Source organism: Salipiger bermudensis (assembly GCF_019801965.1).
Taxonomy (GTDB): Bacteria; Pseudomonadota; Alphaproteobacteria; order Rhodobacterales; family Rhodobacteraceae; genus Salipiger; species Salipiger bermudensis_A.
Map to the genome: position 1 here is coordinate 37064 of NZ_JAHVIA010000007.1, position 23885 is coordinate 60948.

At 65.0% G+C, this 23885-nt stretch carries 32 protein-coding genes and 1 pseudogene; 20 read left to right on the plus strand and 13 right to left on the minus strand.

Annotated elements, in window-relative coordinates:
* Window positions 1–58: 58 nt before the first annotated feature.
* Genes KUV62_RS15835 through KUV62_RS15855 form a run of 5 tightly spaced genes read right to left on the minus strand, consistent with a single transcriptional unit; the run spans window position 59 to window position 1996 of the window.
* Window positions 59–238 carry a hypothetical protein gene (locus KUV62_RS15835; RefSeq protein WP_222604704.1) on the minus strand — a complete coding sequence of 60 codons (180 nt, stop codon included), beginning with the start codon at window positions 236–238 and terminating at the stop codon, window positions 59–61.
* A complete protein-coding gene (locus tag KUV62_RS15840) occupies window positions 235–1047 on the minus strand; it encodes a DNA adenine methylase (protein ID WP_222604705.1) in 813 nt (270 codons plus the stop codon). Before KUV62_RS15840 ends, KUV62_RS15835 begins: the two co-directional genes overlap by 4 nt.
* Window positions 1044–1403, minus strand: a complete 360-nt coding sequence (locus KUV62_RS15845) for a hypothetical protein (RefSeq protein WP_222604706.1) — start codon at window positions 1401–1403, stop codon at window positions 1044–1046. Before KUV62_RS15845 ends, KUV62_RS15840 begins: the two co-directional genes overlap by 4 nt.
* Complete coding sequence (locus tag KUV62_RS15850; RefSeq protein WP_222604707.1) at window positions 1400–1558, minus strand: hypothetical protein; 159 nt, start codon at window positions 1556–1558, stop codon at window positions 1400–1402. Before KUV62_RS15850 ends, KUV62_RS15845 begins: the two co-directional genes overlap by 4 nt.
* Before the next feature lie 3 nt (window positions 1559–1561).
* On the minus strand, window positions 1562–1996 hold the full coding sequence (locus KUV62_RS15855; protein ID WP_222604708.1) for a hypothetical protein: 435 nt from the start codon (window positions 1994–1996) through the stop codon (window positions 1562–1564).
* A gap of 628 nt (window positions 1997–2624) precedes the next feature.
* On the opposite strand from KUV62_RS15855, the gene KUV62_RS15860 reads away from it, so the two are divergent.
* The 15 genes from KUV62_RS15860 to KUV62_RS15930 all read left to right on the plus strand — a co-directional run bounded on the left by KUV62_RS15860 (window position 2625) and on the right by KUV62_RS15930 (window position 10014).
* On the plus strand, window positions 2625–3056 hold the full coding sequence (locus tag KUV62_RS15860) for a helix-turn-helix domain-containing protein (RefSeq protein WP_222604709.1): 432 nt from the start codon (window positions 2625–2627) through the stop codon (window positions 3054–3056).
* Window positions 3057–3696: 640 nt separating this feature from the next.
* The gene (locus tag KUV62_RS15865; RefSeq protein WP_222604710.1) at window positions 3697–4083 is read left to right on the plus strand and encodes a hypothetical protein; all 387 of its coding nucleotides are present in this window, start codon (window positions 3697–3699) and stop codon (window positions 4081–4083) included.
* Between the two features lie 59 nt (window positions 4084–4142).
* Window positions 4143–4469 (plus strand): hypothetical protein, encoded by a 327-nt coding sequence (locus KUV62_RS15870; RefSeq protein WP_222604711.1) that lies wholly within the window; start codon window positions 4143–4145, stop codon window positions 4467–4469.
* 103 nt (window positions 4470–4572) lie between these two features.
* Complete coding sequence (locus tag KUV62_RS15875; RefSeq protein ID WP_222604712.1) at window positions 4573–4743, plus strand: hypothetical protein; 171 nt, start codon at window positions 4573–4575, stop codon at window positions 4741–4743.
* Window positions 4740–4886, plus strand: coding sequence for a hypothetical protein (locus tag KUV62_RS15880; RefSeq protein ID WP_222604713.1), 147 nt, complete (start codon window positions 4740–4742; stop codon window positions 4884–4886). The genes KUV62_RS15875 and KUV62_RS15880 overlap by 4 nt, the downstream gene beginning before the upstream one ends.
* Complete coding sequence (locus KUV62_RS15885; RefSeq protein ID WP_222604714.1) at window positions 4883–5518, plus strand: ERF family protein; 636 nt, start codon at window positions 4883–4885, stop codon at window positions 5516–5518. Before KUV62_RS15880 ends, KUV62_RS15885 begins: the two co-directional genes overlap by 4 nt.
* Complete coding sequence (locus tag KUV62_RS15890; protein WP_222604715.1) at window positions 5515–5910, plus strand: recombination protein NinB; 396 nt, start codon at window positions 5515–5517, stop codon at window positions 5908–5910. The genes KUV62_RS15885 and KUV62_RS15890 overlap by 4 nt, the downstream gene beginning before the upstream one ends.
* Window positions 5911–6238: 328 nt before the next feature.
* On the plus strand, window positions 6239–6409 hold the full coding sequence (locus KUV62_RS15895; RefSeq protein ID WP_222604716.1) for a hypothetical protein: 171 nt from the start codon (window positions 6239–6241) through the stop codon (window positions 6407–6409).
* A complete protein-coding gene (locus KUV62_RS15900; protein WP_222604717.1) occupies window positions 6406–6723 on the plus strand; it encodes a hypothetical protein in 318 nt (105 codons plus the stop codon). Before KUV62_RS15895 ends, KUV62_RS15900 begins: the two co-directional genes overlap by 4 nt.
* Complete coding sequence (locus KUV62_RS15905; protein WP_222604718.1) at window positions 6720–6956, plus strand: hypothetical protein; 237 nt, start codon at window positions 6720–6722, stop codon at window positions 6954–6956. Before KUV62_RS15900 ends, KUV62_RS15905 begins: the two co-directional genes overlap by 4 nt.
* A gap of 316 nt (window positions 6957–7272) precedes the next feature.
* Window positions 7273–7794 (plus strand): hypothetical protein, encoded by a 522-nt coding sequence (locus KUV62_RS15910; RefSeq protein WP_222604719.1) that lies wholly within the window; start codon window positions 7273–7275, stop codon window positions 7792–7794.
* A 153-nt stretch (window positions 7795–7947) separates the two neighbouring features.
* On the plus strand, window positions 7948–8532 hold the full coding sequence (locus KUV62_RS15915; protein ID WP_222604720.1) for a Lar family restriction alleviation protein: 585 nt from the start codon (window positions 7948–7950) through the stop codon (window positions 8530–8532).
* The gene (locus KUV62_RS15920; RefSeq protein ID WP_222604721.1) at window positions 8529–8834 is read left to right on the plus strand and encodes a hypothetical protein; all 306 of its coding nucleotides are present in this window, start codon (window positions 8529–8531) and stop codon (window positions 8832–8834) included. The genes KUV62_RS15915 and KUV62_RS15920 overlap by 4 nt, the downstream gene beginning before the upstream one ends.
* Window positions 8834–9010, plus strand: coding sequence for a hypothetical protein (locus KUV62_RS15925; RefSeq protein ID WP_222604722.1), 177 nt, complete (start codon window positions 8834–8836; stop codon window positions 9008–9010). Before KUV62_RS15920 ends, KUV62_RS15925 begins: the two co-directional genes overlap by 1 nt.
* Window positions 9007–10014: a tyrosine-type recombinase/integrase gene (locus tag KUV62_RS15930; protein WP_222604723.1), complete on the plus strand. Its 1008-nt coding sequence runs from the start codon at window positions 9007–9009 to the stop codon at window positions 10012–10014. Before KUV62_RS15925 ends, KUV62_RS15930 begins: the two co-directional genes overlap by 4 nt.
* A gap of 54 nt (window positions 10015–10068) precedes the next feature.
* Here KUV62_RS15930 and KUV62_RS15935 read toward each other — a convergent pair.
* Both KUV62_RS15935 and KUV62_RS15940 read right to left on the minus strand, forming a co-directional pair.
* Window positions 10069–10605, minus strand: a pseudogene (locus KUV62_RS15935) (response regulator transcription factor); the annotation flags it as partial.
* A 127-nt stretch (window positions 10606–10732) separates the two neighbouring features.
* Complete coding sequence (locus KUV62_RS15940; protein WP_222604724.1) at window positions 10733–11032, minus strand: DUF1153 domain-containing protein; 300 nt, start codon at window positions 11030–11032, stop codon at window positions 10733–10735.
* A gap of 128 nt (window positions 11033–11160) precedes the next feature.
* Between KUV62_RS15940 and mnmA the strand changes: the two genes are divergently transcribed.
* A complete protein-coding gene (mnmA, locus tag KUV62_RS15945) occupies window positions 11161–12303 on the plus strand; it encodes a tRNA 2-thiouridine(34) synthase MnmA (RefSeq protein WP_222604725.1) in 1143 nt (380 codons plus the stop codon).
* Window positions 12304–12693: 390 nt separating this feature from the next.
* Here mnmA and KUV62_RS15950 read toward each other — a convergent pair whose 3' ends face one another.
* The 4 genes from KUV62_RS15950 to KUV62_RS15965 all read right to left on the minus strand — a co-directional run bounded on the left by KUV62_RS15950 (window position 12694) and on the right by KUV62_RS15965 (window position 17429).
* Entirely contained in the window at window positions 12694–13569 is an 876-nt protein-coding gene (locus KUV62_RS15950; RefSeq protein WP_222604726.1) for an ABC transporter permease, read from the minus strand.
* A complete protein-coding gene (locus tag KUV62_RS15955; RefSeq protein WP_222604727.1) occupies window positions 13566–15095 on the minus strand; it encodes an ABC transporter permease in 1530 nt (509 codons plus the stop codon). Before KUV62_RS15955 ends, KUV62_RS15950 begins: the two co-directional genes overlap by 4 nt.
* Window positions 15092–16195 carry an ABC transporter ATP-binding protein gene (locus KUV62_RS15960; RefSeq protein ID WP_222604728.1) on the minus strand — a complete coding sequence of 368 codons (1104 nt, stop codon included), beginning with the start codon at window positions 16193–16195 and terminating at the stop codon, window positions 15092–15094. The genes KUV62_RS15955 and KUV62_RS15960 overlap by 4 nt, the downstream gene beginning before the upstream one ends.
* A 109-nt stretch (window positions 16196–16304) precedes the next feature.
* Window positions 16305–17429: an extracellular solute-binding protein gene (locus tag KUV62_RS15965; protein WP_222604729.1), complete on the minus strand. Its 1125-nt coding sequence runs from the start codon at window positions 17427–17429 to the stop codon at window positions 16305–16307.
* 287 nt (window positions 17430–17716) lie between these two features.
* On the opposite strand from KUV62_RS15965, the gene KUV62_RS15970 reads away from it, so the two are divergent.
* The 3 genes from KUV62_RS15970 to KUV62_RS15980 all read left to right on the plus strand — a co-directional run bounded on the left by KUV62_RS15970 (window position 17717) and on the right by KUV62_RS15980 (window position 21115).
* Window positions 17717–18046, plus strand: coding sequence for a DMT family transporter (locus KUV62_RS15970; RefSeq protein WP_222604996.1), 330 nt, complete (start codon window positions 17717–17719; stop codon window positions 18044–18046).
* A 512-nt stretch (window positions 18047–18558) separates the two neighbouring features.
* Window positions 18559–20376, plus strand: a complete 1818-nt coding sequence (gene typA / locus KUV62_RS15975; protein WP_222604730.1) for a translational GTPase TypA — start codon at window positions 18559–18561, stop codon at window positions 20374–20376.
* Between the two features lie 82 nt (window positions 20377–20458).
* Window positions 20459–21115 (plus strand): DUF6639 family protein, encoded by a 657-nt coding sequence (locus KUV62_RS15980; RefSeq protein WP_222604731.1) that lies wholly within the window; start codon window positions 20459–20461, stop codon window positions 21113–21115.
* 148 nt (window positions 21116–21263) lie between these two features.
* Here KUV62_RS15980 and KUV62_RS15985 read toward each other — a convergent pair whose 3' ends face one another.
* Window positions 21264–21929, minus strand: coding sequence for an alpha/beta hydrolase (locus KUV62_RS15985; protein ID WP_222604732.1), 666 nt, complete (start codon window positions 21927–21929; stop codon window positions 21264–21266).
* Entirely contained in the window at window positions 21926–22555 is a 630-nt protein-coding gene (locus KUV62_RS15990) for a DNA-3-methyladenine glycosylase family protein (RefSeq protein ID WP_222604733.1), read from the minus strand. The genes KUV62_RS15985 and KUV62_RS15990 overlap by 4 nt, the downstream gene beginning before the upstream one ends.
* Window positions 22556–22644: 89 nt before the next feature.
* Here KUV62_RS15990 and KUV62_RS15995 point away from each other — a divergent pair, with 89 nt between their 5' ends.
* Complete coding sequence (locus KUV62_RS15995) at window positions 22645–23859, plus strand: MFS transporter (protein ID WP_222604734.1); 1215 nt, start codon at window positions 22645–22647, stop codon at window positions 23857–23859.
* Window positions 23860–23885: the final 26 nt, after the last annotated feature.

Genomic DNA, 23885 nt, shown 5'->3' on the forward strand with positions numbered 1-23885 from the left:
ACCTGTCCGGGCCGCTTCATTTTAGCGGATTCCGCCATATTTCTAAAGGCTTTTCCGCTCATTTCCCCACCTTCGCCAGCGCTTTATCGAGCCGGTCCCTGATGTTCTGTGTTGATGTGCTGACGGTCTCTCCGGCGCGCATCGGTTGCAGCGCCACGCGGAGAGAATGCACCTGGTCGCGCGGGATGCGGATCACCACCGTGTCGCCGTCCTCGCGGATGCCGTAGCCCTCGCTCATGGCGTCACCTCGAATAGCTGCATCTGCGCGTCGTCGAAGTTCATCCATAGAACCTCAGTTCGCTTTCTCGCCCCATCCGCCAGCGAGGCGCGTTCGATGCGCCGCCACCCATCTAGGGCGTCGTCATAGGACTGATGCGGGTAACCGGAGAGCACTACACGGCCCGTGAGCGTGCGCAGGAACTCCAGCAAGTCGCGATGGTCAGCGTCCGTCATCTCGTGGGCATAGTCGCACCCAGCATCGCGTGTGGCTGCCACGTAGGGCGGATCTACGTAGTGCAGCGTATCTGGCCCGTCGTGAGCCTCCATAACCTCGCGTGCGTCACGGTTAAGCACCACGACGCCGCGCAGCCGCTCTATCACCCGTGCCAAACTGTCTGGGTAGTTGACCCAATCTCTCGCAGGCGTTGTGCCGCTGCGGTTGCTGTTTGACCGGAACCCGCTTTTGCGATGGATAGCGTTAGACCCGAACCCCATGAACGACTTGACTACAGTGCGACGGGCGCGCTCGAAGTCGTCGCCACCACGCGAATAGGCGTCGAAGAACTCTTGAGCAGCGAATGGTGTCAGCCTCAGGGACTCAACGAGATCTGACGCACTGTCCGAGCGGAGAACGCGGAACAGGTTCACCACCTCGTCATCCAGATCGTTGTAGACCTCGGCGTAGCTACGCGGCTTGCGCATCAACACAGACGCAGCTCCGCCGAACGGCTCGACATAGACCCGATGCGAAGGGAAGTGCGAGATAATCCACGGGGCGAGAATCCACTTCCCGCCGTGCCATCTGAGGACCGGCCGTGATACCGTCATGGCGTCACCTCGATCACGACAGCGCCGCCCTTGACCGGCTCGCCCTTTTCAAGCGTGACCGGCCACCAATGCTTGTCATCAACGCCGATAGCATCTGCCACGGCATCGAAACCGCGCTTGCAGCGTGCTGCCATGTTGTCCCAATCGAAGGCGCGAGGCGCTGCGGCCGGCGGGCAGAAGATCACACGCACAGATACGCGCTTGGCGTCGATCGGACGGACCTTCTGAGCCATGCACTCAAGGGCGCAGGTGCGCTTGTACTGCCGACCAGCTTCGGCCTTGCCTCGGAAGTCGCCTTGCGATCCGTTCAGCGATGATTTCGTGGGCGGCCAGGGTAGAACTATGTTCTGGATCATCGCCCCGCCTCCATCGCCAGAACGGCGCTCGTAGCGGCCCGTGCGCGCTTCTCTGCGGCGCTGATAGCCTGAGTGCAGCCCGAGGCGCGGGCGTGGTGTACCTGCGCTGATGCGATCTCGTGGAGGATCAGGGCGGAGAGGTAGTCGTCACGCATGGGTTAGCTCCACATCTGCGAGCGGTCCTCGCCACCGGCTGCGCGGATCTTCTTCCCGCCAGCCTGCGCCGACATGCGGCGGGCGATTTCCTGCTCGTGAAATTGCGCGAGGGTGATACTCTTACCTTTCGAGCCCACAGGGCGCGGCGGCAGTCCGAGACGGGTGCGGCGCTTCTTTACGGCCTGCTTGCATCGGTAGCCGAAGAACTCGGCCATCTCGCGCACGTTCACCCCAGCCAGCCACATGCGGCGAAAGGTGTCTTCGTCTGCCTTCGGAACGCGCCCGGTGACGCGAGGGGGAATGCCGAGAGTTGACCGCTTCCAGCAAAGAGTGGATCGCTCGATGCCGAGCATGTCGGCCACCTTCTGCGTCGGGATTCCGCGATTGGCCCAGATCGGCGCAAGCGTCTCGGCGGTGATGTTCGAGGTCTTCCCCATCACGCCACCTCGGAAGAAAAGGCCGAGGCCGAAGCCCCGGCAGTTGCCAGCGCCCGGGAAGGCGGAATAGCGCTGGTCAGGGAGATACGCGCCCGCCGCGAAGATACCGGCACGGCAAAGAAGCGGCGGGCGATGCGGGCGGAGTGCCCAGCATTAGGAAATTCGTGGCGTCCGGCGGTCTGGGAGGGGGCTGGAAGAGCCACCGGACGCCGCCCCGGTTCCGTGAGGTTGGTGGGGGCATTCTGTTGCGCGGAGAGGCAAAGGGAGGAGGAGAACTCCTCTCCGCGCTTACCGGCGGAGCAGCACGCGCCGGATTTCGTGATTTTCCCGTGAACGCCTTGAACATCGTTCAGGCGGCACCCATCCTCTTGATACAGGCGGAGAAAAAACATGGTCATTTCGAAACAACCTCAAGAGATGCCGCGCCAGACACCGCCAGGTTTCGTGCCGCGCGCTCCTTCCTGATCGCTCGGCGAATTTGCTTCTCCGTGTCGGGCCAAATGCGGCCACCGTCACGAAGACGCGGGATCAACCGACCATTCTTCGCAAGAAGGATGCCAACCCGGTGCTCGGAGAGGCCGGAATCTGCCACAAAGGCGTCTAGTTCTGAGAGAAGAGTGTTCATGGTATGAGTGATACTACACGCTTTAGCGTGCAGGTCAATGCACGCAATAACGTTCGCGATCAACACATTTCCACGTGCTACAAACGTAGCATGAAAGAAGATTGGTTTCAGAGACTTGAGGAGGTCATCGAAGCAGATGGCCGCAGCCTTCGCAAATTAAGCGAAGATGCGAAGCTCGGGCCGAACTTCGTTCAACAGCTCCTCAAATACCGAAAAGATCCGCGCGCCAGCCAGCTTTCAAAGCTGCTAGACGCCCTGGGGAAACCGGCAGAGTTCTACGTTCTTACCGGTTCCCGCCTTCAGCCGGTTGACATTGAGTTCTTAGAGCTCGTGTCTGGTCTTGACGCCGCTGCGGTTCGTGACGTGATGACCGTGGTGCGAAGGTTCTCAGCGCCTGAAGTTCAGCTAGAACGTCAATCTGCTGAATGCGATTGAGAGATTTGAACTCCGTAATCAGCTCGATCAACTCTTTATCCAACAACTCTCTCACCCTCCGCCGCAATTCGTTCACGATATTCCCCCGGCGCGAGTCGGGTCAAGCATGACTCGCTTGAATTGGAGAAAAGGCGTTTTTCGTCTGTGGGTTGTAGGTGCGATCCTCTGGGTTGCATGGGCCGCTCTTAGTACCGATCCAGTGCATGTATGGCAGGAGCGGCGAAATCTGATCGCCGAGGGCCTAGATCTCTCCCAGGCAACCCACGAAACCGAGGCCGAGGCGAAACGAACGTCGCTCAAGATCATGCAGAATGACGTACGGATAGCGGTCAGGACGCGGCAGTTAAACGGAGCGCTTACTTACATAGCAGCACCGCCGCTTATCGCGCTCGTTTTTGGCTTGGTTTCGCTTTGGATCGCCTCCGGATTCCGGTCTGGTCGCGACTAAGCGCCCAAGAACACCGAGCTATTCACCTCCAAAACCTTAAGTAGGCGCTGAGTCGGACCCTTGCTGGCTCGCACTGCACGCTATCGCGTGTTTTTCTCTTGCCATGCACGCAATGGCGTGCAATTATCTCCCCATACACCACCCGCCGAAGACGCCAAGGCTGATCGCGGGCAGAGATGGGAGAGAACACAAATGAGCAAGACGAAAGCATGGGCTATGTCGCGAGCGGCGCGCCTAGAGGCCGAGGAATACATCGCACTGATCGGCAAGACGACCACTCGTAGCACAGTCGCTGCGAGAGAAGGTGAGCATGTCACCGCCGGATCTCTCACGAAGCTGGTTGTCCAGACTGAGATCCACTTCCAGCCCTACGATGGCGCGACAAACTACCACAAAAGCAAGGCCTTTGATGAGGCCCTCTCTACCGTCACGCGGAAACGCTGGTCCGACCTTCAAGCCGAGGCAATGGAGCTTCTGCGCCAGCGGGAGAAGGAGGCTGCGGTAGCAGCCAGGGCCGAGGTCGAAGCGCAACTAGCCGAGATCAATGAGGCAGAGGCCGAGATCCACAATCCCGCCTGACCCGTCGCCAGCGCCTCCACGCGGGGCGCTGCACCATGGGCCAGAGAAAGGAGCCTTCCATGTTCCGCGACATTACCAAAGCCCCCGGCCCGCCGCGCCCCGGCATCGTTGAGGAGGCGCTTGCCGCCTTCGACGCCAGCCAGCGCGCGCGCCGCGCCGCTTTCGAGGGCTTCATCGGCCCCCGCCCGCGTAAGCCCCGCCGCCCCCTCGCCAGCGCTGCTGAGGAGCACCTCAAGGCAGGCGGATGCGGCGGCGCCATTTGCCGCAGCTGCAATGGTCAGGGCTGGCAGATGGAGGAGTACGACCACGGCAAATGGACCGAGGCGCGCTGCTACTGCTGCAACGGTTCCGGCCTGCGCTTCAACGTTGTGGAGGCGGCACAATGAGCTTCACCGACTGGCTTTTCTTCGCCGCGTTCAGCCTCGCCACTGGCTGGCTTATCGGCGCGATCATTCAGGCCGCTAAGGCTATCGAACAGGGGGCAATCTGATGCGTCAGGTCATCCTCCAATCCCGGCTCAACGAGGCGCTGAACGAGGCCGTTGCGGCATTCCTCCGCGACTACCCCGACGCCACCACCACCACGATCTGCAACGCCCTGCACGACAGCATCAGCGATGCGCCTGTCGTGGCTCAGAACACACGGAAGGAAGCGGCATGACCATGCGCGAATGCTTTCTCGACATGATGCGCCAGCGCCGCCGGTTCCCGCGCGGCTCGGGCGAGTGGGATTGGCGCACAAAGGCCGCCCGCAAGTACCTCTGGATGCACCTTGGCGTGCCGACAACGAAATGGGTGGAATGATGAGCAAGAACGTACACCAGCGCCTCGCGGCAGCTATGGGCGAGGTCTCCTACATCCAGAAAGAGCGGAAGAAGGGTATGCAGTACACGATCGTGTCGCATGACGCTGTGACCGCGAAGGTGCGCCCAGTCCTGCTCAAGCATGGCATCGTCTACTACCCGGTATCTTGCGAGCACCAGCACAATGGCAACCGCGCCGAGTGCGCCATGACCGTGCGTTTCGTCAACATCGATGAGCCGTCCGACTTCTTCGATGTTCCGACCTTCGGGTATGGGATCGACCCTCAAGACAAAGGCCCTGGCAAGGCCATGTCATACGCCGTGAAATACGCGCTCCTCAAGGCGATGGGCCTAGAGACCGGCGACGATGCCGATCACGACAGCATCGACCATGACCGCAAAGACCCTGCGTCTGACAGCGTAACGCCCCCTGCCGAGGTGCGCGACCGTATCAAGGCCGCTCTACAGCGGGCGAAGGATGTGAAGTCGCTTGACGGCGTGTGGAAGCACAAGGCCACCGAGGAGGCTTTCTCCGTCCTTCCCGAGCCAATGAAAGGCGAGCTCGCCAAGGTCTACAGGGAGCAGACGGCGCGCGTGTGTCAGGCTCCCGAGAACGGGGCGCAGTACCAATGAAGGGCGCTCTCCGCATCATCCGCCCGCACAACCGCGAAGCCGTGGCAGGGGAGGTCTCACAGCTTCCTGAGGGCTTCGAAGTTGTCATCCGCGAGCCGACGCGCAGCACGTCTCAGAACGCGATGCTTTGGGCCTGCCTGAGCGACATTGCCAAGGCAGCGCCGGAAGGGCGTCAGTGGTCAACTGAGGTCTGGAAGTCGGCGTTTTTGCAGGCGCTTGGCCACGAGATCCGCTGGGTGCAGGGTCTGTCGAATGACCCGCTTCCGGTCGGCTTCCGCTCGTCCAGGCTGAACAAGCGCCAGTTCGCGGATCTGCTGACAGTGGTGCTGGAGTACGGCGACCGCCACGGCGTCCAGTGGTCCACGCCCAACCCTTACGAGGTGGCGCAATGAACCTCATGAGCAAGCCGCCTCTCGGCCTCAAGCCCGGAAAGGCCAAGCCAGATCGCGCATATCTAGCCGCAGTGCGCGCGCTGCCGTGCTGCATCTGCCACGAGTTCGGAATGCCGCAGAACTCCCCCACTGAGGCGCACCATTGCATTCACGGTCGATACGGGACGCGGAAGGCTCCAGACGGAATGGCTATCCCGCTCTGTCATGGGCACCATTCCGGCTTTTTCGACACCACCAAGATCGCCCTGCACCGAGAGCCACTTCGCTGGCGCGCTGCATACGGCGACGACACCGACTGGATTTCATGGACCGAGGAGAGAATTTCGCAATGACCCACGACGACAGCATGACCTACACGAGCGACGTTGCGATTGCGCTGGCGGTTCGCACGTACCTGATCGCGGAGGCCCGCGCGGTGTCTGGCGTGATCGAGCGCCGCAAGCCGACGCTCTGCGCGCCTATGCCGGTGCGTGAGACTGAGCGGAGGGCGGAGGGATGAGCTTGATTGACGAGATCCGCGAGAACGCGAAGAAAGGCACGCCGGGCCCGTGGGACTATCACATCATCAAGAAGGTGTGGCGGTTTGGCCTTACCGGTATGTTTTCGGATGTTGGCGATCCAGCGATTGTAATTGATTTGCATGACGGAACAGCTGATAGGACAGCCGCCCGCATCGCCGCCGTTCCCCGCATGGAGGCCGCTCTACTGGCTGCGGAGGAAATCGCTGAGAGTTTCGCAGCGCGGCTTGATGGCGAGGGCGGAACACCGCACGAATACGCCGCACTAGCCGCCTTCCGGGAGGCCTGCAAATGACCGCGCACCCCTTCCCGCCTCTGACACCTCCCGACGAAACGCAGGAACCCGGCTCCCGCATCTGGGCTGAGTATCACGAACGCCGACCGCTGCCGTCTGGCTGGTGGGTGCTGCTGTTCATCACCATCGGGCTTTGCCTGTGGGGCGTTATCGGAATGGCCGTCTGGGCGCTGTTCTGGTCCGTCACCGAGTGGCTTCCGGCGCTCATCATGGCTGCGGGGTGGAGTGGATGAGCGGGTTTTCACGGCGCGAGATGCGGACGGCTAGAAAGTCGCACGTCTGCCAAATTTGCGGGTGCGATATAGAGCCGAAAGGCAAATACGTTTTTTGCTCCGGCGTATTCGACGGATCGTGGTGGTCGATAAAGGCACACGAAGACTGCGCCGACATGCACGTACATCACAACGATGGCCGCGACGAAGACGATCAGTGCGATGATTACTATTTGGACGAATATCGCGGCTTCTGGCCTCACGCCGTCTGCCGGATTGAGTACCGGGCTGAGATGGCGCAGCGCCGCAGAGAGGCGCGTCGGAAGGAGATCACCCCATGACCCACCACACGACAGAGAGCGTGGAGCGGCTGGCGACCGATCTCACGCACAAGGTGGCGCGCATAATCACGCTAGACCACCTTCAACTACTCGAAGATTTCGATGTTGACGGTGATATCTACCGACAAGACCCGGAATGTTCTGCGTCAGCATACGTGACCGCCAATGCGATCCTTGAAGTCGTGCTCGCCGCCCAGAGCTACACCTACATCGGCAAGGACGGAAAGCCCGTTCTGGCGCGTGATTTGGAAGACGAGCGAGACGCCCTGCGCGCGCGGCTGGATGAGGCGGAGAAGGACGTTGCGAGGATTGACCTAATCCAGTCTGAGTACCTCGACGTGAAATGCTTCCCTATCCCAACCGGGGAGGGTGACGCTGACGTTGGCTGGATCGCTGTAAACCACCACGAAGGGACGCCGAGCGAAAAGACAGTCGCGGAGGTGTTCATGGATAACTGCCGCGCAGCCTTGGACGAGGCCCGCGCCTTCCTTAATGGAGGCGGCAATGGCGGTGTATGACGACACAGAGCGCGCGAAGTGCAGCCACTGCGGCTGCGAGCGTGACGTTCGATCGATGAGCCACATGGCTGGGCGCTGGATTTGCATGGCCTGCTACAACGCCGGGAAGCGTGTTGCGTCCGAGGCGTTCCGCGCCGCACAGGAGGACAAGGCATGACCGAGGCACCGAAGCTGAAACCCTGCCCGTTTTGCGGCGCGTCCGACCCGTCAGACGTATACGTTGACCGCCTGCAATCTGATGGCCGGAGGTGGGCTGTCCTCTGCACGGCAACCGATTGTCTTGTTGAGGGGCCGCACCGCGCCACGAAGCGCGAGGCCATCGCCGCTTGGAACACCCGAGATGACGCCGAGGTGCAGCGCCTTGTCGCAGAAGCGCGGGCGGAGGCTATAGCTGAAATCCTGCGGATAGTGACAGCCTATCGGAAAGAGGCTGGACAGCGCGCAGATGGAAAAACATTCCAGGCATTGGATGATCTGCGTTGGGACTTGCGAGATCTCGCGGACCAGTCGAACGACGCCCCACCCCGGCAGGTCACGCCGCAGGAGGCCGACGTCTCTGCCGCGTATCTTCTGGAGTGGATGACGTATCACCACCTGCCGTTGCAGCTTTGGCAAGAGGATGATGGCTCATGGGTGATTGTTGATAATTCGACAGGGAGCGTTTTGGGGTCCGGTGAAACCGCCGAGATAGCCCTACGCGCCGCCCTCCGCGCCCTTGCCAATGGAGGTGAAGGATGAGCCGAGACAAACTACCCACAACGCCACTCCCAGACGACGTGATCGACCGGGTGGCAAGAGAGGTTGCTGAGCAAGTCGCGGAACACATCGAATTCATGTATCCCGAAGCGGCGAAGGCTGTCGCTTGGAAGAGTGCGTCACGGTCCATCAAAGGTGTGATCCGCAACTGCATGGCAGAGGCCGGGAGGGCGGCTGAATCGGGGCGCATCGAGGTTGCCCTGAAAGCGATGCGAGAACGGCGATTGAGCCTTCGCGCCACTCGAACCTCCCTACGCGCCCTTGCCAACGGAGGTGACGACTGATGCCCGCCGCAGATCCCACCGCGCAGCCCCTTAAGGGCGCGGAGCTTCGCAAGGCTGTTGCTGAGTGGGCCGGGCTGGGCTGCGCGGTCAAGATCGGCTCAGACGGCACCATCGAAGTCACTCCGCCCTCGCGCGAAGGCAATGAGCCCGACCTCGTGAATTGGAGCCGCAAGTGAAGCGCTCTCTCCCGGCATATGTCTACGCTCGCGGGAAGAAGGGGTATCTTTACTTCATCCGCTCCGGCGTCTGCCAGCGCATCCACAGCGAGCCGGGAACGCCGGAATTTGCGGCCGATTACGCCATGCTGATGAGGGGCCGGCCTGTTACACCAAAGCGCAACATTGGAAAGCTCATCGAGCTTTTCATGCGTTCGCCTAAGTGGGCCAACTATGCCTACAACACGCGGCGCGGCTATGAGCGCCACCTCACCTACCTTCGGGAGACTGCCGGGAATATTGACCCAGCTAAGCTGCGCACCGTCCATGTCTATGAGATGCGGGACGCCTTGGCGGACAAGCCGACCGATGCGAACCGGAAGATCGACACCCTCGTGGCGCTCCTGAACTACGGCATCCAGATCGGCTGGATCGATAGAAACCCTGCGCACGGCGTCGAGCGCCTGAAGGCGACGGGACGGAAGCGAAAGCCGTGGCCGGTCGATCTGATCGAAGCCTTCCGCGCAGAGGCGGATGGCCGAACGCTGCTCATTTTTGAAATGCTGCTCGGCACCGGCCAGCGCATCAATGACGTGCTGTCTCTTCGCTGGTCAGACCTAGACGGCGACGGCTTCACCCTCACGCAAGGCAAGACCAAGACCGAACTATACATCCCTCTGACAGACCGCCTGCGCTCTGTGCTGGCGTCTCAGAAGCGGCGCGGCCTGTTCATCATCTGTCACGATGACGGAACCAAGATCAGCTACCAGCTTGCCCACAAGGACGTGATGGCTGTGCGGAAGAAGATTGGCGCGGATGAGTACGACATTCACGCGCTGCGCTACGCCGCGGCGTCCGAGATCGCCGCAATCCCCGGCATGACCCGCGAACACATCCAGGCAATTACCGGCCATGCTGACGCTGCCATGATCCGCCGCTATGCCGGTGCCGCCGTTCAGAAGATCAGAGCGACCGAGGCACAGAAGGCGCGTGCGGACAGAACGAATACGAAGCGAGAACCTTGAAACATCTCTGAAACGCAAAAATAGTGATGAGCGACTTCAATACCTTACGTGCTAATATAGATGCTTGAGGAACATCTCCTTGGTGAGCGTGGTGCCCTTGCGCAGCGAGAGCAGCTCGAGCATCTGGTATTCCTTGCCGGTCAGATGCACCGACTTTCCGGCGACCTCGACGGTCTTGGCATCGAGATTAACCGAGATCTTGCCGGTGCGGATCACCGATTGCGAATGCCCCTTCGAGCGCCGGATGATCGCGTGGATGCGGGCGACCAGCTCGTCGCGGTGGAACGGCTTGGTGAGATAATCGTCGGCGCCGAAGCCGAAGCCCTTGATCTTGCTCTCGGTATCGTCGGCCCCCGAGAGGATCAGGATCGGCGTGTTGATCCGCGACATGCGCAGCTGGCGCAGCACCTCGTGTCCGTCGATGTCGGGCAGATGCAGATCCAGCAGGATCAGGTCGTAATCATAGAGCTTGGCCAGGTCGATCCCCTCTTCCCCGAGATCGGTGGCATAGACGTTGAGATTGGCATGGGTCAGCATCAGCTCGATGCTCTTCGAGGTCGTCGGATCGTCTTCCACCAGGAGGATTCGCATTGATGGTTCTCCGCTGTTTCTGTCCTGTCGATCCGACCCTGCGGCAAATAAGTTAACGCTTCTTTACTGTAGACAACCCGAACGGCTTTTCAATTGCCCCCTGCCTACGCCTTGCGCAGGCCCCGGTTCAGGGCTCGGAGGGCTCGGCCCCGGGCGCGCGGAAGCGCTGCACTAGGGTTGCTTTCAGCGCCTCTTCGCCGTGATCGGCGACCGCGCGCACCCATTCGCCAAGCTCCTCGGAGCTGAGCCCGTAGCGCTCCATGGCCTGGGTTTCGGAGAGCAGGCCGAAGCGGACCGCCTTGACCACCGCCGCCTTGCGGGAGGCCACCCAGCGCCGGGTTTCGACCGGGGGTAGGTCGGCGCGGGTCATCATGGTGCCGTCGGGGAGGGTTATCGCGCGCGGCCCTTTGATCTTCTTGAGGTACATCCCATTTCTGTCCCGCTCATTCCGGCTGGAGGGTATTTGAGCGCGGCGGATTTAACGCGGTCTAAAAACCGCCCCTTGAGAGTGCAAAGCATTTTCCTATATTCGCGACCTGTTCCCAGGAGACCGCCATGCCCCTTGATGCCCCGACCCTCAATTCGCTCGGCCTGCCCAAGCCGCCGTCCGAGACGCGTGTCGTGGTCGCCATGTCCGGCGGCGTCGACAGCTCGGTTGTCGCCGCGATGCTGGCCGAGGAAGGCTATGACGTCGTCGGCGTGACGCTGCAGCTCTACGATCACGGCGCGGCGCTGGCCAAGAAAGGCGCCTGCTGCGCCGGCATCGACATCCACGATGCCCGCCGCGTGGCCGAGCAGATGGGCTTCCCGCATTACGTGCTCGACTACGAGAACATCTTCCGCGACGCGGTGATCGACGAGTTCGCCGAGAGCTATCTCGGTGGCGCCACGCCGGTGCCCTGCATCCGCTGCAACGAGCGGGTGAAGTTCAAGGACCTGCTCGAGACCGCCAAGGATCTCGACGCCGATTGCATGGCGACCGGGCATTACATCCAGCGCATGGTGGGCGCGAAGGGCCCCGAGCTGCACTCCGCGGCTGATGCCAACCGCGACCAGAGCTACTTCCTGTTCTCGACCACGCCCGAGCAGCTCGACTACCTGCGCTTCCCGCTGGGGCATCTCAAGAGCAAGGCCGAGACCCGGGAGCTGGCGGCGAAATACGGGCTGAGCGTGGCCGACAAGCCCGACAGCCAGGACATCTGCTTCGTCCCCGACGGCAACTATGCGTCGGTGATCGAGAAGCTGCGCCCCGGTGCGGCGGAGCCGGGCGAGATCGTGCATGCGGACGGCCGGGTGCTGGGCGAGCATCGTGGCGTGATCCACTACACCATCGGCCAGCGCCGGGGTCTTGGCATCGGCGGGCTGACCGAGCCGCTCTACGTGGTGAAGCTCGATGTCGACACCAAGCGGGTGATCGTCGGCCCCAAGGAGATGCTGGCGACCCGCAAGGTGCCGGTGCGCGAGATCAACTGGTTGGGCGACGAGCCCTTCACCTCGCGCGAGGAATGGCATCTCTCTGTCAAGGTGCGCTCGACGCGGCCGCCGCGCGAGGCCATCGTTCGACCGATCTCCGAGACCGAGGCCGAGGTCGAGCTGGTGGTCGCCGAGGAAGGCATCTCGCCCGGTCAGGCCTGCGTGTTCTACGATCCCGAGAGCAGCCGGATCTTCGGCGGCGGCTGGATCTGGCGCGGGTATTGAGGGCTCAGGGGAGCGCGATCTAGGCCCCCTCGACCTGACCGATCAACGAGACCTATTCAAGCGCCTCTTGCCAGGGGCGCCGCCGCGCATCGTCGGTCCGCGGGTTGGCGATCTTACGGTGGAATCCCTCGATTTATCCCGGCCACGTCCGGAGGACGTCGAAGCTGTGCGCCCAGCGTCACAATTTCGCCGGCCCGGGGGGCGGGTCATGCCGAAGGCATGCCTCCGGCATGACCGATGCGCGGCGGCCTACGGCCTTGATTCCGCGCAGCGGGCTTCGCGCTCGAGCACTTTCCCTTCTGACGCGCTTCCACTGGGTCTTCCTCGAAGCGCGCTTTCTCGCCCGCAGCGTGGCTCCTTCGAAGCCAGCCGTCTGAGGATGCCCGCCCGCTACCGCCCCTGCTCGCGCCGGCTGAGGAAGGTGTGCAGCAGCGCCCCCGCCACGGTCAGCAGGATGATCACCGTGCCGACGGCGTTGATCACCGGCGGGTGGCCGTTGGGGTTGCGCGCCATGGCGCCGATCTCGGTGGCGAAGGTGCAGGCGCCTCCCTTGGCGAACATGGTGGTGTTGTAGTTCTCCATGCTCGCCATCAGCGCGATCACCGCCGCCGAGGCCAGCGCCGGGGCGAGATAGGGCAGCGTCAGGCGGCGGAAGACGCGGAACGGCGTCGCGCCGAGATCCAGCGCCGCCTCCTCGAGTTCCACCGGCTGGCGCTGCAGCCGCGCCATCAGGATCAGCATCGGGTAGCCGGCGATGAAGGTGGTCTGCGCCATCACGATGGTGAAGAGCCCGGCATCGACCCCCATGCGGCTCCAGAACACCAGCGCCGAGAGGCCGAGAACGATCCCCGGCGCCAGCATCGGCGACAGCAGCACCCACCACAGCGCGCTGTTGGCACGCGAGCGCCAGCGGGTCAGCAGCACCGCGCCGGAAAGCCCCAACAGCAGCGACAGCGGCACCACCATGGCGGCGACGTAGAGCGAATTGCCGAAGCAGCTGATGAAGCGGCCCCGGTCGAGGGCGCGCAGCACCGGGTCGGCCCGCAGCGCCTCGTCGGGCATCCAGAAGAACGCGTACCACTTGGTGGTGAAGCCGCGCCACTCGGTCACCGAGGGCGGCGAGATATCATTGAAGGACGACAGGATCATCAAGAGCAGCGGCAGGAACATGAACACCAGGAAGGCCCAGGTGTAGGCGGTGAGCAGGCCGTCGGCGGTCAGCAGGCGGAGCCGGCGGCGCGGGGGCGTGTGGGAGAGATCGGTCATTGCACCCTCGCGAAATCCTTGAGCCGCGTGCGCATCAGCCACATGAACAGCGCCACCAGCAGGAAGCAGACGATGGTGTAGGCAAAGCTGTAGGCGGCGCCGGCATTGGCGTTGGGGCTCTCGAAGAACTTGTTGTAGATCGTCTGGCTGAACCATTCCGCCTGCAGGCCGCGGCTGATGATGCGCGGCACCGAGAAGGCGCCGGCGGCGAGCATGAAGGTGGCGATGGTGCCGACCGCGATGCCGGGCTTGGAATGCGGGATGATGATGCGGCGATGCACCCGCCACGGGCTCGCGCCGAGATCGCGGGCGGCTTCGATCTGGTTGCGGTCGAGCGTGCTCATGACGTTGTAGATCGGGAACACCATGAACAGCACATAGGTGTAGACGATGACGAGGAAGACGGTGCCCGGGAAGCGCTTGAACTGGATCGGCACGTCGATCAGCCCGAGCCATTGCAGCAGCCCGTTGATCAGCCCAGCATTGTCGATGATCGTGGTCCAGGCATAGATCCGCATCAGCTCGACGATGGCGTAGGGGATGATCAGCCCGAGAAACAGCCAGACCGCCTGCCGCGGCGGGCTCGCCAGCGCCACCTTGTAGGCGATGGGGTAGCACAGAAGCAGCGCCAGCGCGGTGGCGATCACCGCTTGGATCAGCGTGCGGGTCAGCGTCACCAGTCCGATGCGGCTGTAGGTCTCGCCGTCGCGCTCGAAGCGCAGCCCGACGAGGCCCATGAGCTTGTTGGAGAGCTTGGCGTTCTCGATGGCGCGCTGGGAGTCGGATTGCGGGATCAGCCGGGCCTCGAACAGCGTGCCGAAGTTCGACAGCGTGTAGGGCGATGCGCTGGCCTCCGCCTCGCGGATGCGCACCGAGGCCTCGCGGGCCAGCGCCTCGATCTCCTCGGCGGCGGCGATCTGGTCATCGATGGGCGCGGTGTCGGAGACGGTGAGAAGCGGCAGGCCGTAGGCCTCGTCGAGCCAGGTCTCGCCGCCGCTGAGCGGCTGGTGGGTGGTGGCGCGCTCGCATTGCAGGATGTAGGGGCGCGTGGGGATGGCCTCCTCGGCCGCTGGCGCCGCCTCCTCGGCAGCGCCAGCGCCGCCGGTCATCGAGGGGATGGCGAGGCCGCCGGACGGGGCAGGCTCAGATGCGCTGCCGGTCATGGAGGGGATCGCCAGACCGCCCGAGGGCGCGGGCTCGGGCTCGGAGGCGCCGCCGGACATCGACGGAATGGCCATCCCCCCGGAAGACGCCGCCCCGCCCGACATCGACGGGATCGCCATGCCGCCCGTCGCGGCGGCGGGGGCGTCGTCGGTGTCATAGGTCTTCAGCACCGAGATGCAGGTGCGCGCATCCCGCGCCAGACCCTGCGCCACCGAGCTGTCGAGCGCCCGCGAGGGCGCGGTCAGGGCGCGTTCAACCATGGTGAGCTGCGGCAGCACGATCAGCATCAGCCCCCAGGCCGCCGCGGCCAGGAAGAAAACCAGCGTCAGGCCCCGGCCATAGCCCTGCAGCAGCCCGCTCATTGCGCCGCCAGCTCCTGCCCGGTGCGCGCCAGCGCGCCGCGCGGCAGGATCACCGCCTGCTCCGGCGCGAAGCCCAGCCGCATGGCCGCGGCGCCCTGAAGCTCGGGCGCGTGGCCGTCATTGGTCACATGCACCGCGATCTCGCTGCCCTGCGCGTCGAAGAACAGGTTGAGGAAGGCACCCTCGAGGTCGCGCCGCTGAAGCTGCGCCTCGAGCCCGTTCTCGCCGCCGCCGATCGTCATCGCCTCGGGGCGCACGAAGAGCATCGCCTCTGCGCCGGGCGCCAGCTGCTCTGGGTTGCGGGCGCGGAACCGACCCAGCGGGGTCTCGATCTGCGCCATGCCGTTCTCGACCGCCACGAGGCGCCCGTCGAAACGGTTGGTCTCGCCCACGAAGCTCGCGGCGAAGGCGGTGCGCGGGCGGGAATAGATCTCGTCTCCGGTCCCCACCTGCTCGATCACGCCGTTGTTCATCACCGCGATGCGGTCGGACATGGTCAGCGCTTCGCCCTGGTCGTGGGTGATGTAGATGAAGGTGACACCGGTCTTCTTCTGGATCGCACGCAGCTCGGCGCGCATGTGCTGGCGCAGCTTGAGATCGAGCGCCGAGAGCGGCTCGTCGAGCAGAAGCACCGCCGGCTCCACCGCCAGCGCCCGGGCGATGGCGACGCGCTGGCGCTGGCCGCCGGAAAGCTCGGAGGGCAGCTTGTCGCCCTGATCGCCGAGCGCCACCAGATCGAGCAGCTCCTGCGCCTTGGCGCGGCGGGCCTTCTTGCCGACGCCGCGGGCCTCGAGCCCGAAGGCCACGTTTTCCCAGACAGGCATCAGCGGAAACAGCGCGAGGTTCTGGAAGATCAGCGCCGTGGGCCGGGCGTTGGGGCCGCTGCCGGCCATGTCCTCGCCGCCGATCAGCACCCGGCCCGCGCTTGGCTCGATGAAGCCCGAGACCGCGCGCAGGATCGTCGTCTTGCCGCAGCCCGAGGGGCCGAGGATCGAGAAGAACTCTCCCGCCTCGATGACGAGATCGGTGGGTTCGACGGCGGTGAAGCCGTTGGGATAGGTGATGGAGACGCTGTCGAGCGTCACGTCCTTGCCGCGCATGGCCTGCTCCGTGGGGTCTTTCGCCGGGGGCCTAGAGGGCGCGCCCGATGCGTGCGAAGAGCGGGCCCTGCGGCCCGCCCTCCCTGTCGTTCAGGATCACCAGGGCCGGTCAGGCGTTGGTGATGATCTCGACATACTCGTTGCGGATCGGATCGAAGAACGGCGTCGAGGCCTGCCACCACCACATGTTGCCGAGCACCTCGTCGGTATAGACCTCGTTGAACTGGCGCTTGAACTCCTCGCTGGCAAAGTCGGCGGCACCGATCACCGCCGAGTTGTAGCCGGTGTTGTTGGCGAACATGCCGCCCACTTCCGGGGTCAGCATGAAGTTGATGAAGGCCACCGCCTGCTCCGGGTTCGGCGCGTTGCGCAGGATGCCCATGGTGTCCATCCAGGTGATGATGCCTTCCTTGGGCGCGCGGTAGACGTAGTCCGGGTTCTCGCGGTTGAGCAGCAGGCCGGTGGTGTCCCAGGTCTGGCCGATGACGCAGCCGGCATCCTTGAAGGCGGCGGTGGCCTCGGTGGCGTTGTTCCAGAAGGCGCCGAAGTTCTCCTTGTTGGAGAGGATCCATTCCGTCACGGCCTTCCAGACCCGGTGCGCGTCCTCTTCCGACTTGTAGACATCGAGCATGCGGTTCGAGGGCACCTCGCCGGTGGCGTCGAGGTAGAGCCCGGCGCCGATGATCACTGATTTCTGGCGGAAGGCGGCGGCCCCCTGGGCGGCGTCCTGCAGGAACAGGTCGCCGAAGGAGAGATCGGCGTCCGAGATCGGCAGCGCGGCGCGGTTGAGGGTGATGCCCTCGGTGCCCCAGTCATGCGGCAGCAGGATCTGCGCGCCATTGTGCGAGGCGCCGAGCGCCACGCTGTCGCGCAGGAAGCTGGGATAGATCGCGTCCATGTTGACGTCTGCCGGCACCGGCGCGAAGTAGCTTTCGCCGTCCTCGTCGAGATAGTTCACCGCGGTGTCGATCGAGGGGAAGACCACGTCGAAATCGCCGCCATTGGAAGCGCGCACGATCGACTGCGCCTCGTCGTTGGAACCGTAGGTGGTGATCTCGAGCTTGATGCCGGTCTCGGCCTCGAACTTCTCGGCGATGTTGGGCTGTACGTAATCCTGCCAGGTCAGCACCTTGACGGTGCCCGAGGCGGCGAGCGCATCATGCGCGCGCAGCACGGCGGGAGCCGCGACCGCGGTCGCGGTCATCTTCATCGCGGAACGACGGGTGATCTTCATCTCTTAATCCCTTCTGTTGGAAATCGCGGGCTCTTCGGGCCCGGATGGATCGCCGGTTAATCCGGTTCGTATTCATAGCTGTGACGAAGTTGTAACAAGCGGATGACAGCTGGCAATGGGTCAATCCACCTATGGGCGATCCTGACCCAACGTCGCCTTGGCGGGCCCAGGCTGGAATGCCACGGCTTTCGGCGCTGTCGGTGCCTAAGTTCGGCAAGGCTGGCCCCGGCGCGCGATCCGGTCCATGACTTGCGCGCAACTGCCGGAGTGCCGCCATGACCGCCGCCATGACCTACGTGATCCTCGCCTTCGCCGTGCTTGCCGAAACTATCGGCACCGCCGCGCTGCAGGCCAGCCAGCAATTCACCCGGCCCCTGCCCTCGGTGCTGGTGGTGATCTCCTACGCACTGGCGTTCTGGCTGCTGTCGATCGTGCTGCGCAGCCTGCCGGTGGGCATCGCCTATGCGCTGTGGTCGGGGCTCGGCATCGTGTTCATCGCCATCATCGGACTGGTGGTCTTCGGGCAGCGGCTCGACTGGCCGGCGGTGCTCGGGATTGCGCTGATCCTCGCGGGCATCCTGGTGATCAACCTGTTCTCCGCGACGACGGGGCATTGAGGGGGGGGGCGAGACGGCCAGCCCCGCCAGCAGGGCGCGCGACTGTGCGCCGTAGACATTGGGGGGCCTTCGATCCTGCTCGACCAAGCCTCAATTCCAACGCTCTCACCAGGGCCCCAGAAACTCACGAGCAAGCTCGGGACGCCGCCGCGCCATCGCCGGCCCGCGGGATGGCGACACAGCACTTTGAGCCTCTTGTTTTATCCGGCTCAAATCCGAAGGACCTCGACACTCAGTGCGGGCGTCACCAAATCGCCAGCCCGGGGGGCGGGCCGGCGATGGCGCGGCGGCCTGCGGCCTTGATTCCGCGCTCGAGCTCCGTTCGACCCTCCGCATCGGCGCTATCGTCAGGCAAGGCGTTTCCGACACCCGCTTTCCTCTACGCCCCGCCCAAACCCGCGCCCAAGCGGAAACGCAGAGCCAGTATATGAAGGCGCAACGGGCAAGCGGCTTGCCTTTTGCGGCGGTCCCCGGTAGGGGGCGCGCAACCCTCCCCTTTAAAGGCTCACCCCATGGACCTGCGCAATATCGCAATCATCGCTCACGTGGACCACGGCAAGACCACGCTTGTCGACGAATTGCTGAAACAATCCGGCGCATTCCGCGAAAACCAGGCCGTCGCCGAGCGCGCGATGGACAGCAACGACCTCGAGCGCGAGCGCGGCATCACCATCTTCGCCAAGCCCACCTCGGTCGAGTGGAAGAACACCCGCATCAACATCGTCGACACCCCCGGCCACGCCGATTTCGGCGGCGAGGTGGAGCGTATCCTGAGCATGGTCGACGGTGTCGTGCTGCTGGTCGACGCCGCCGAAGGCCCGATGCCTCAGACCAAGTTCGTGACCTCCAAGGCGCTGGCGCTGGGCCTGCGCCCGATCGTGGTGCTCAACAAGGTCGACAAGCCCGACGCCGAGCCCGATCGCGCGCTCGACGAATGCTTCGACCTCTTCGCCTCGCTCGACGCCGACGAAGACCAGCTCGACTTCCCGCACATGTATGCCTCGGGCCGCAACGGCTGGGCCGACAGCGAGCTCGACGGTCCGCGCAAGGATCTCTCGGCGCTGTTCAACCTGATCGTCAACCACGTCCCGGCGCCGAAGCAGATCAAGCACCAGGACGAAGATTTCCGCATGCTGGCCACCACGCTGGGCTCCGACCCCTTCGTCGGCCGCCTGCTGACCGGCCGCATCGAGACCGGCCGCGTCAAGGTCGGCCAGACGGTGCAGGCGATCAGCCGCATCGGCCAGAAGATCGAGCAGTTCCGCGTCACCCGCGTGCAGGCCTTCCGTGGCCTCGCGCAGGCCGATATCGAGGAAGGCCTCGCGGGCGACATCGTCTCGCTTGCCGGCATGACCAAGGCCACCGTGGCCGACACGATCTGCGCCCTGGCCGTCGACGAGCCGCTCGACGCGCAGCCGATCGACCCGCCGACCATCACCGTGACCTTCGGCATCAACGACAGCCCGCTGGCGGGCCGCGACGGCAAGAAGGTGCAGTCGCGGGTGATCCGCGAGCGGCTGATGAAGGAAGCCGAGGGCAACGTCGCGATCAAGATCAAGGACACCCCCGGCGGCGAGGCCTTCGAGGTCTCGGGCCGCGGCGAACTGCAGATGGGCGTGCTGATCGAAAACATGCGCCGCGAGGGCTTCGAGCTCAGCATCTCGCGCCCGCAGGTGATCATGAAGGAAGAAGACGGCCAGCTCATGGAGCCGGTCGAGGAAGCCACCATCGACGTCGATGACGAGTACTCGGGCGCGGTGATCGAGAAGCTCACCGGCAACCGCAAGGGCGAGCTGGTCGAAATGCGCCCGGCCGGCGCCGGCAAGACGCGCATCATCGCGCATGTGCCGTCGCGCGGCCTGATCGGCTATCACGGCGAGTTCCTCACCGACACCCGCGGCACCGGCGTTCTGAACCGCGTGTTCCACGGCTGGACCCCGCATAAGGGCCCGATCCCGGGCCGTCGCGCCGGCGTGCTGATCTCGATGGAGAACGGCGAGGCGGTGGCCTACGCGCTGTGGAACCTCGAGGATCGCGGCAAGATGTTCCTCGGCGCCCAGGCCCCGGTCTATACCGGCATGATCATCGGCGAGCACTCGCGCGACAACGATCTCGAGGTCAACCCGCTCAAGGGCAAGAAGCTCACCAACGTGCGGGCCTCCGGCACCGACGAAGCGGTGCGCCTGACCACCCCGGTGACGCTGAGCCTTGAAGAGGCGATCGCCTATATCAACGACGACGAGCTCGTCGAGGTGACGCCGAACGCCATCCGCCTGCGCAAGCGCTACCTCGATCCGCACGAGCGCAAGCGCATGTCGAAGACCCAGTAAGCAAGAAATCCCGGGCGGGCCCATCGCGGCCCGCCCTTTTTCTTTCGCGCCCGGAGCAGGCCCGCTGTGCTAGGCTCCGAACATGCGCCTGCCGTTTCCGCTCCTCGCCCTGGTCCTCGCCCTGCCCGCCTCCGCCGAGACGCTCTGCGAAGGCACGCCGGTCCGCATGACCGCGCCGCCCGCGCAGGCCGAAACGCTCTGCACCGCCGTTCAGCAGGCCCTGCCCCGGCTCGCCGCCTGCGGGCTCGCGCTCGAGACGCCGGTCTCGATCACCCTGACCGACAGCCTGCCCGGCGACTGCCTCGGGCTCTACCATTGCGGCGAGCAGCGCATCGAGCTGCTGGCCCCGGAGGCCCTCTCCGAGCAGCGCCGCACCGACGGCGTCTTCGCCGCCCTTCCCGACGCGCGCTATTTCGACAGCATCGTGATGCACGAGCTGGCCCATGCCGCCCACGATGCCCGCCCCTGTCCGAGCGGCCTCTGCCTCGCCACGAGCGAATACCTGGCCTACAATTTCCAGATCCTCGGCCTCGCGCCGGAAGACCGCGCCCGCGTCGAGGCATCGCTCGACATGCAGAGCCCGGTCTCGCACGATGCCGTCAACAAGATCGTCCTGCTTTTCGCGCCGGATGCCTTCGCCGCCCGCGCCTGGGCCCATCTCAACCAGCGCGACGATCCCTGCGCCTACCTGCGCCACGTCGCCGCCGGCGATTTCACCTTCGACCGCCCCGCCCGCTGAGCCCCGAAGCGCTCCGCCCCCGGCCAGCCAGCGCCCCGCCCGCTCTTCTCTGGTTCTAAAATACCTCGGGGAGCGCGAGGGGCAGCGCCCCTCGCATCCGGCGACGGCCCGAAGGGCCGGCGCAATCCCTCAGGTCAAGGGCGCGGCCTCAGAACCCGCACTTGTCGCGCAGGAACGCCAGCGACACAGACAGCCCGTCCGGCGCGATGCCGTGGCCGGTGCCCTTCTGGATATGGGCGAAGACCTCTCTCCAGCCCGCGCCCTGCAGCGCCTCGGCGGCGGCAGGCAGCGACTCGGGCGGCACAACGTCGTCCATGTCGCCATGCACCAGCAGCACCGGCGGGCGTGAGACCACCTCGTCCTCGAGCAGCTCCGGCTGCAGCAGCCGGCCCGAGAAGGCCACGATGCCGGCGAACTCGTCCTCGCGGCGCGGCGCCACGTGCAGCGCCATCATGGTGCCCTGCGAAAACCCGAACAGCGCCACCTGCTCCGGCAGCAGGTCCTCGTCGACCATCAGCGCCTCGAGAAAGGCGTTGAGATCCTCGACCGCGCGGGCCATGCCCTGCATGGCCTCCTCCTCGGAGGAGCCGTCGATCCACGGGATCGGGAACCATTGGAAGCCCATCGGCGCGCCGACGCAGGCCTCGGGCGCGTCGGGCGCCACGAAGAGCGTGTCCGGCAGGTGCTCGCCGAGCGGATCGGCCAGTCCCAGGAGGTCGGCCCCGTTGGCGCCGTAGCCGTGCAGGAACACGACGCAGGAGCGTTTTTCGCCCGAGACGGGCTCCTTGCGGCCGGTTTGCAGAACACGCGTCATGCGATCCCCTCTCGCTGTTTTGCCACATGGTAGTAGGCCCAGAGCGCCCGGGCCGCAACCGATCTCCACGGGCTCCAGGCCTCGGCCATGCGGCGAAGCTCGCGCTCCTTGGGCCGTGCCTCGAGCCCGAAGAGCAGCCGCGCCGCCTCCTGCAGCGCGAGATCGCCCGGCGCGAAGACATCCGCCCGCCCGAGCGAGAACATCGCATAGATCTCCGCCGTCCAGATGCCGATGCCCTTCACCGCCACCAGCGTCTTGACCACCTCCTCGGTGGGGGCGCTGCGCAGCGCGTCGAAATCGATCCCCGCCTCGGCCAGCGCCAGCGCATAGCTCGCCTTCTGGCGCGACAGCCCAAGCGCCCGCAGCCCCTCTTCATCGCTGCCGAGGATGGCCTCGGGCGTGGTCATCCCCGCTGCTTCGAGCCGGGCCCAGATCGCCCGCGCCGAGGCCACGCTGACCTGCTGGCTGACGATCGCCGACAGGAGCTGGCCGAACCCGTCGGGCCGCAGGCGCAGCGGCAGCGGCCCGGTCAGGTCCAGTGCCTCGGCAAAGCGCGGCTCAGCGCCGCAGAGCCAGTCCGCGCCCTCGGCCACGCAGGCCTCCGTCTCGATGATCCGTCCGACCATGTGCCCCTCCTTCGTTCCGGCGGCAGCGCCAACCTGCCACAGCCCGCCCCCCTTGCTCTAGCAGCCAATCCCGCCTACCGCTATGGCGCATGGACACCGCTCACGACAGCCGCGCGAAGCGCAATGTGATCGTGCTGGTGATGGCGCAGGCCATCCTCGGCGCGCAGATGCCGATGATCTTCACCATCGGCGGGCTCGCCGGCCAGTCGCTGGCCAGCAATGTCTGCTTCGCGACGCTGCCGATCTCGCTGATCGTGCTCGGCTCGATGTGCGCCGCGACCCCGGTTTCGGCCTTCATGCAGCGCTTCGGACGCCGCGCCGGCTTCATGCTCGGCACGCTGGGCGGCGCGCTCGGCGGCGCGGTCGGCGCCTACGGGCTCTACACAGCCTCCTTCCCGATCTTCCTCGCCGGCAGCTTCCTCACCGGCATCTACATGTCGGCGCAGGGCTTCTACCGCTTCGCCGCCGCCGACACCGCCTCCGAGGCGTTCCGCCCCAAGGCGATCTCCTATGTCATGGCGGGCGGGCTGCTGGCGGCGGTGCTGGGGCCGCAGCTCGTCAAGTGGACGGCGGATGCCTTCGTGATCCCGTTCCTCGGCACCTATGCCGCGGTCATCGCGATCAACCTCGTGGGCGCGCTGGTCTTCCTGTTCCTCGACATTCCCAAGCCCCCGGTGCCCTCCGAGGACGCCCCCAGGGGCCGCAGCCGGCGCGAGCTTCTGGCCACCCCGCGCATTGCCGTGGCGGTGATCTGCGCCGCGGTGAGCTACGCGCTGATGAACCTGGTGATGACCTCGACGCCGCTCGCCGTGGTGGGCTGCGGCTTCGAGACGGCGGATGCCGCCAACATCGTCACCGCGCACGTGCTGGCGATGTACATTCCGTCCTTCTTCACCGGACACATGATCGCCCGTTTCGGAGTCGAGAAGGTCATGGCGCTGGGTCTGGCGATCCTCGCCGCAGCCGGTGGCGTCGCGCTGACCGGCGTCGAGCTCGAGCAGTTCTTCGTCGCGCTGGTGCTGCTGGGGGTGGGCTGGAATTTCGGCTTCATCGGCGCCACAACCATGCTCGCCGGAGCCCATGAGCCGCATGAGCGCGGCCGGATGCAGGGGCTCAACGACCTGCTGGTCTTCGGCGCGGTGACCACCGCCTCGCTGGCCTCGGGCGGGCTGATGAACTGCTCGGGCGGCAACCCGCAGGAGGGCTGGACGGCGGTCAACATGGCGATGGCGCCGTTCCTGATGCTCGCGGGCGGCGCGCTGATCTGGCTGATGCTCAGCCCGCGCGCGCAGGCTGCCGAGTAGGTCCGCTGCGCAGACCGGCCGATTAG

Coding starts and splice junctions, on each gene's coding strand:
- KUV62_RS15910 (WP_222604719.1), top strand. CDS start 7,273: ATGACCCACCACACGACAGAGAGCGTGGAGCGGCTGGCGACCGATCTC.
- KUV62_RS15860 (WP_222604709.1), top strand. CDS start 2,625: ATGAGTGATACTACACGCTTTAGCGTGCAGGTCAATGCACGCAATAAC.
- KUV62_RS15965 (WP_222604729.1), bottom strand. CDS start 17,429: ATGAAGATCACCCGTCGTTCCGCGATGAAGATGACCGCGACCGCGGTC.
- KUV62_RS15840 (WP_222604705.1), bottom strand. CDS start 1,047: ATGACGGTATCACGGCCGGTCCTCAGATGGCACGGCGGGAAGTGGATT.
- KUV62_RS15865 (WP_222604710.1), top strand. CDS start 3,697: ATGAGCAAGACGAAAGCATGGGCTATGTCGCGAGCGGCGCGCCTAGAG.
- KUV62_RS15970 (WP_222604996.1), top strand. CDS start 17,717: ATGACCTACGTGATCCTCGCCTTCGCCGTGCTTGCCGAAACTATCGGC.
- KUV62_RS15845 (WP_222604706.1), bottom strand. CDS start 1,403: ATGATCCAGAACATAGTTCTACCCTGGCCGCCCACGAAATCATCGCTG.
- KUV62_RS15920 (WP_222604721.1), top strand. CDS start 8,529: ATGAGCCGAGACAAACTACCCACAACGCCACTCCCAGACGACGTGATC.
- KUV62_RS15960 (WP_222604728.1), bottom strand. CDS start 16,195: ATGCGCGGCAAGGACGTGACGCTCGACAGCGTCTCCATCACCTATCCC.
- KUV62_RS15940 (WP_222604724.1), bottom strand. CDS start 11,032: ATGTACCTCAAGAAGATCAAAGGGCCGCGCGCGATAACCCTCCCCGAC.
- KUV62_RS15915 (WP_222604720.1), top strand. CDS start 7,948: ATGACCGAGGCACCGAAGCTGAAACCCTGCCCGTTTTGCGGCGCGTCC.
- KUV62_RS15850 (WP_222604707.1), bottom strand. CDS start 1,558: ATGCGTGACGACTACCTCTCCGCCCTGATCCTCCACGAGATCGCATCA.
- KUV62_RS15985 (WP_222604732.1), bottom strand. CDS start 21,929: ATGACGCGTGTTCTGCAAACCGGCCGCAAGGAGCCCGTCTCGGGCGAA.
- KUV62_RS15905 (WP_222604718.1), top strand. CDS start 6,720: ATGACCGCGCACCCCTTCCCGCCTCTGACACCTCCCGACGAAACGCAG.
- KUV62_RS15955 (WP_222604727.1), bottom strand. CDS start 15,095: ATGAGCGGGCTGCTGCAGGGCTATGGCCGGGGCCTGACGCTGGTTTTC.
- KUV62_RS15900 (WP_222604717.1), top strand. CDS start 6,406: ATGAGCTTGATTGACGAGATCCGCGAGAACGCGAAGAAAGGCACGCCG.
- KUV62_RS15880 (WP_222604713.1), top strand. CDS start 4,740: ATGACCATGCGCGAATGCTTTCTCGACATGATGCGCCAGCGCCGCCGG.
- mnmA (WP_222604725.1), top strand. CDS start 11,161: ATGCCCCTTGATGCCCCGACCCTCAATTCGCTCGGCCTGCCCAAGCCG.
- KUV62_RS15855 (WP_222604708.1), bottom strand. CDS start 1,996: ATGGGGAAGACCTCGAACATCACCGCCGAGACGCTTGCGCCGATCTGG.
- KUV62_RS15925 (WP_222604722.1), top strand. CDS start 8,834: ATGCCCGCCGCAGATCCCACCGCGCAGCCCCTTAAGGGCGCGGAGCTT.
- KUV62_RS15885 (WP_222604714.1), top strand. CDS start 4,883: ATGATGAGCAAGAACGTACACCAGCGCCTCGCGGCAGCTATGGGCGAG.
- KUV62_RS15875 (WP_222604712.1), top strand. CDS start 4,573: ATGCGTCAGGTCATCCTCCAATCCCGGCTCAACGAGGCGCTGAACGAG.
- KUV62_RS15890 (WP_222604715.1), top strand. CDS start 5,515: ATGAAGGGCGCTCTCCGCATCATCCGCCCGCACAACCGCGAAGCCGTG.
- KUV62_RS15980 (WP_222604731.1), top strand. CDS start 20,459: ATGCGCCTGCCGTTTCCGCTCCTCGCCCTGGTCCTCGCCCTGCCCGCC.
- KUV62_RS15895 (WP_222604716.1), top strand. CDS start 6,239: ATGACCCACGACGACAGCATGACCTACACGAGCGACGTTGCGATTGCG.
- typA (WP_222604730.1), top strand. CDS start 18,559: ATGGACCTGCGCAATATCGCAATCATCGCTCACGTGGACCACGGCAAG.
- KUV62_RS15990 (WP_222604733.1), bottom strand. CDS start 22,555: ATGGTCGGACGGATCATCGAGACGGAGGCCTGCGTGGCCGAGGGCGCG.
- KUV62_RS15870 (WP_222604711.1), top strand. CDS start 4,143: ATGTTCCGCGACATTACCAAAGCCCCCGGCCCGCCGCGCCCCGGCATC.
- KUV62_RS15995 (WP_222604734.1), top strand. CDS start 22,645: ATGGACACCGCTCACGACAGCCGCGCGAAGCGCAATGTGATCGTGCTG.
- KUV62_RS15835 (WP_222604704.1), bottom strand. CDS start 238: ATGAGCGAGGGCTACGGCATCCGCGAGGACGGCGACACGGTGGTGATC.
- KUV62_RS15950 (WP_222604726.1), bottom strand. CDS start 13,569: ATGACCGATCTCTCCCACACGCCCCCGCGCCGCCGGCTCCGCCTGCTG.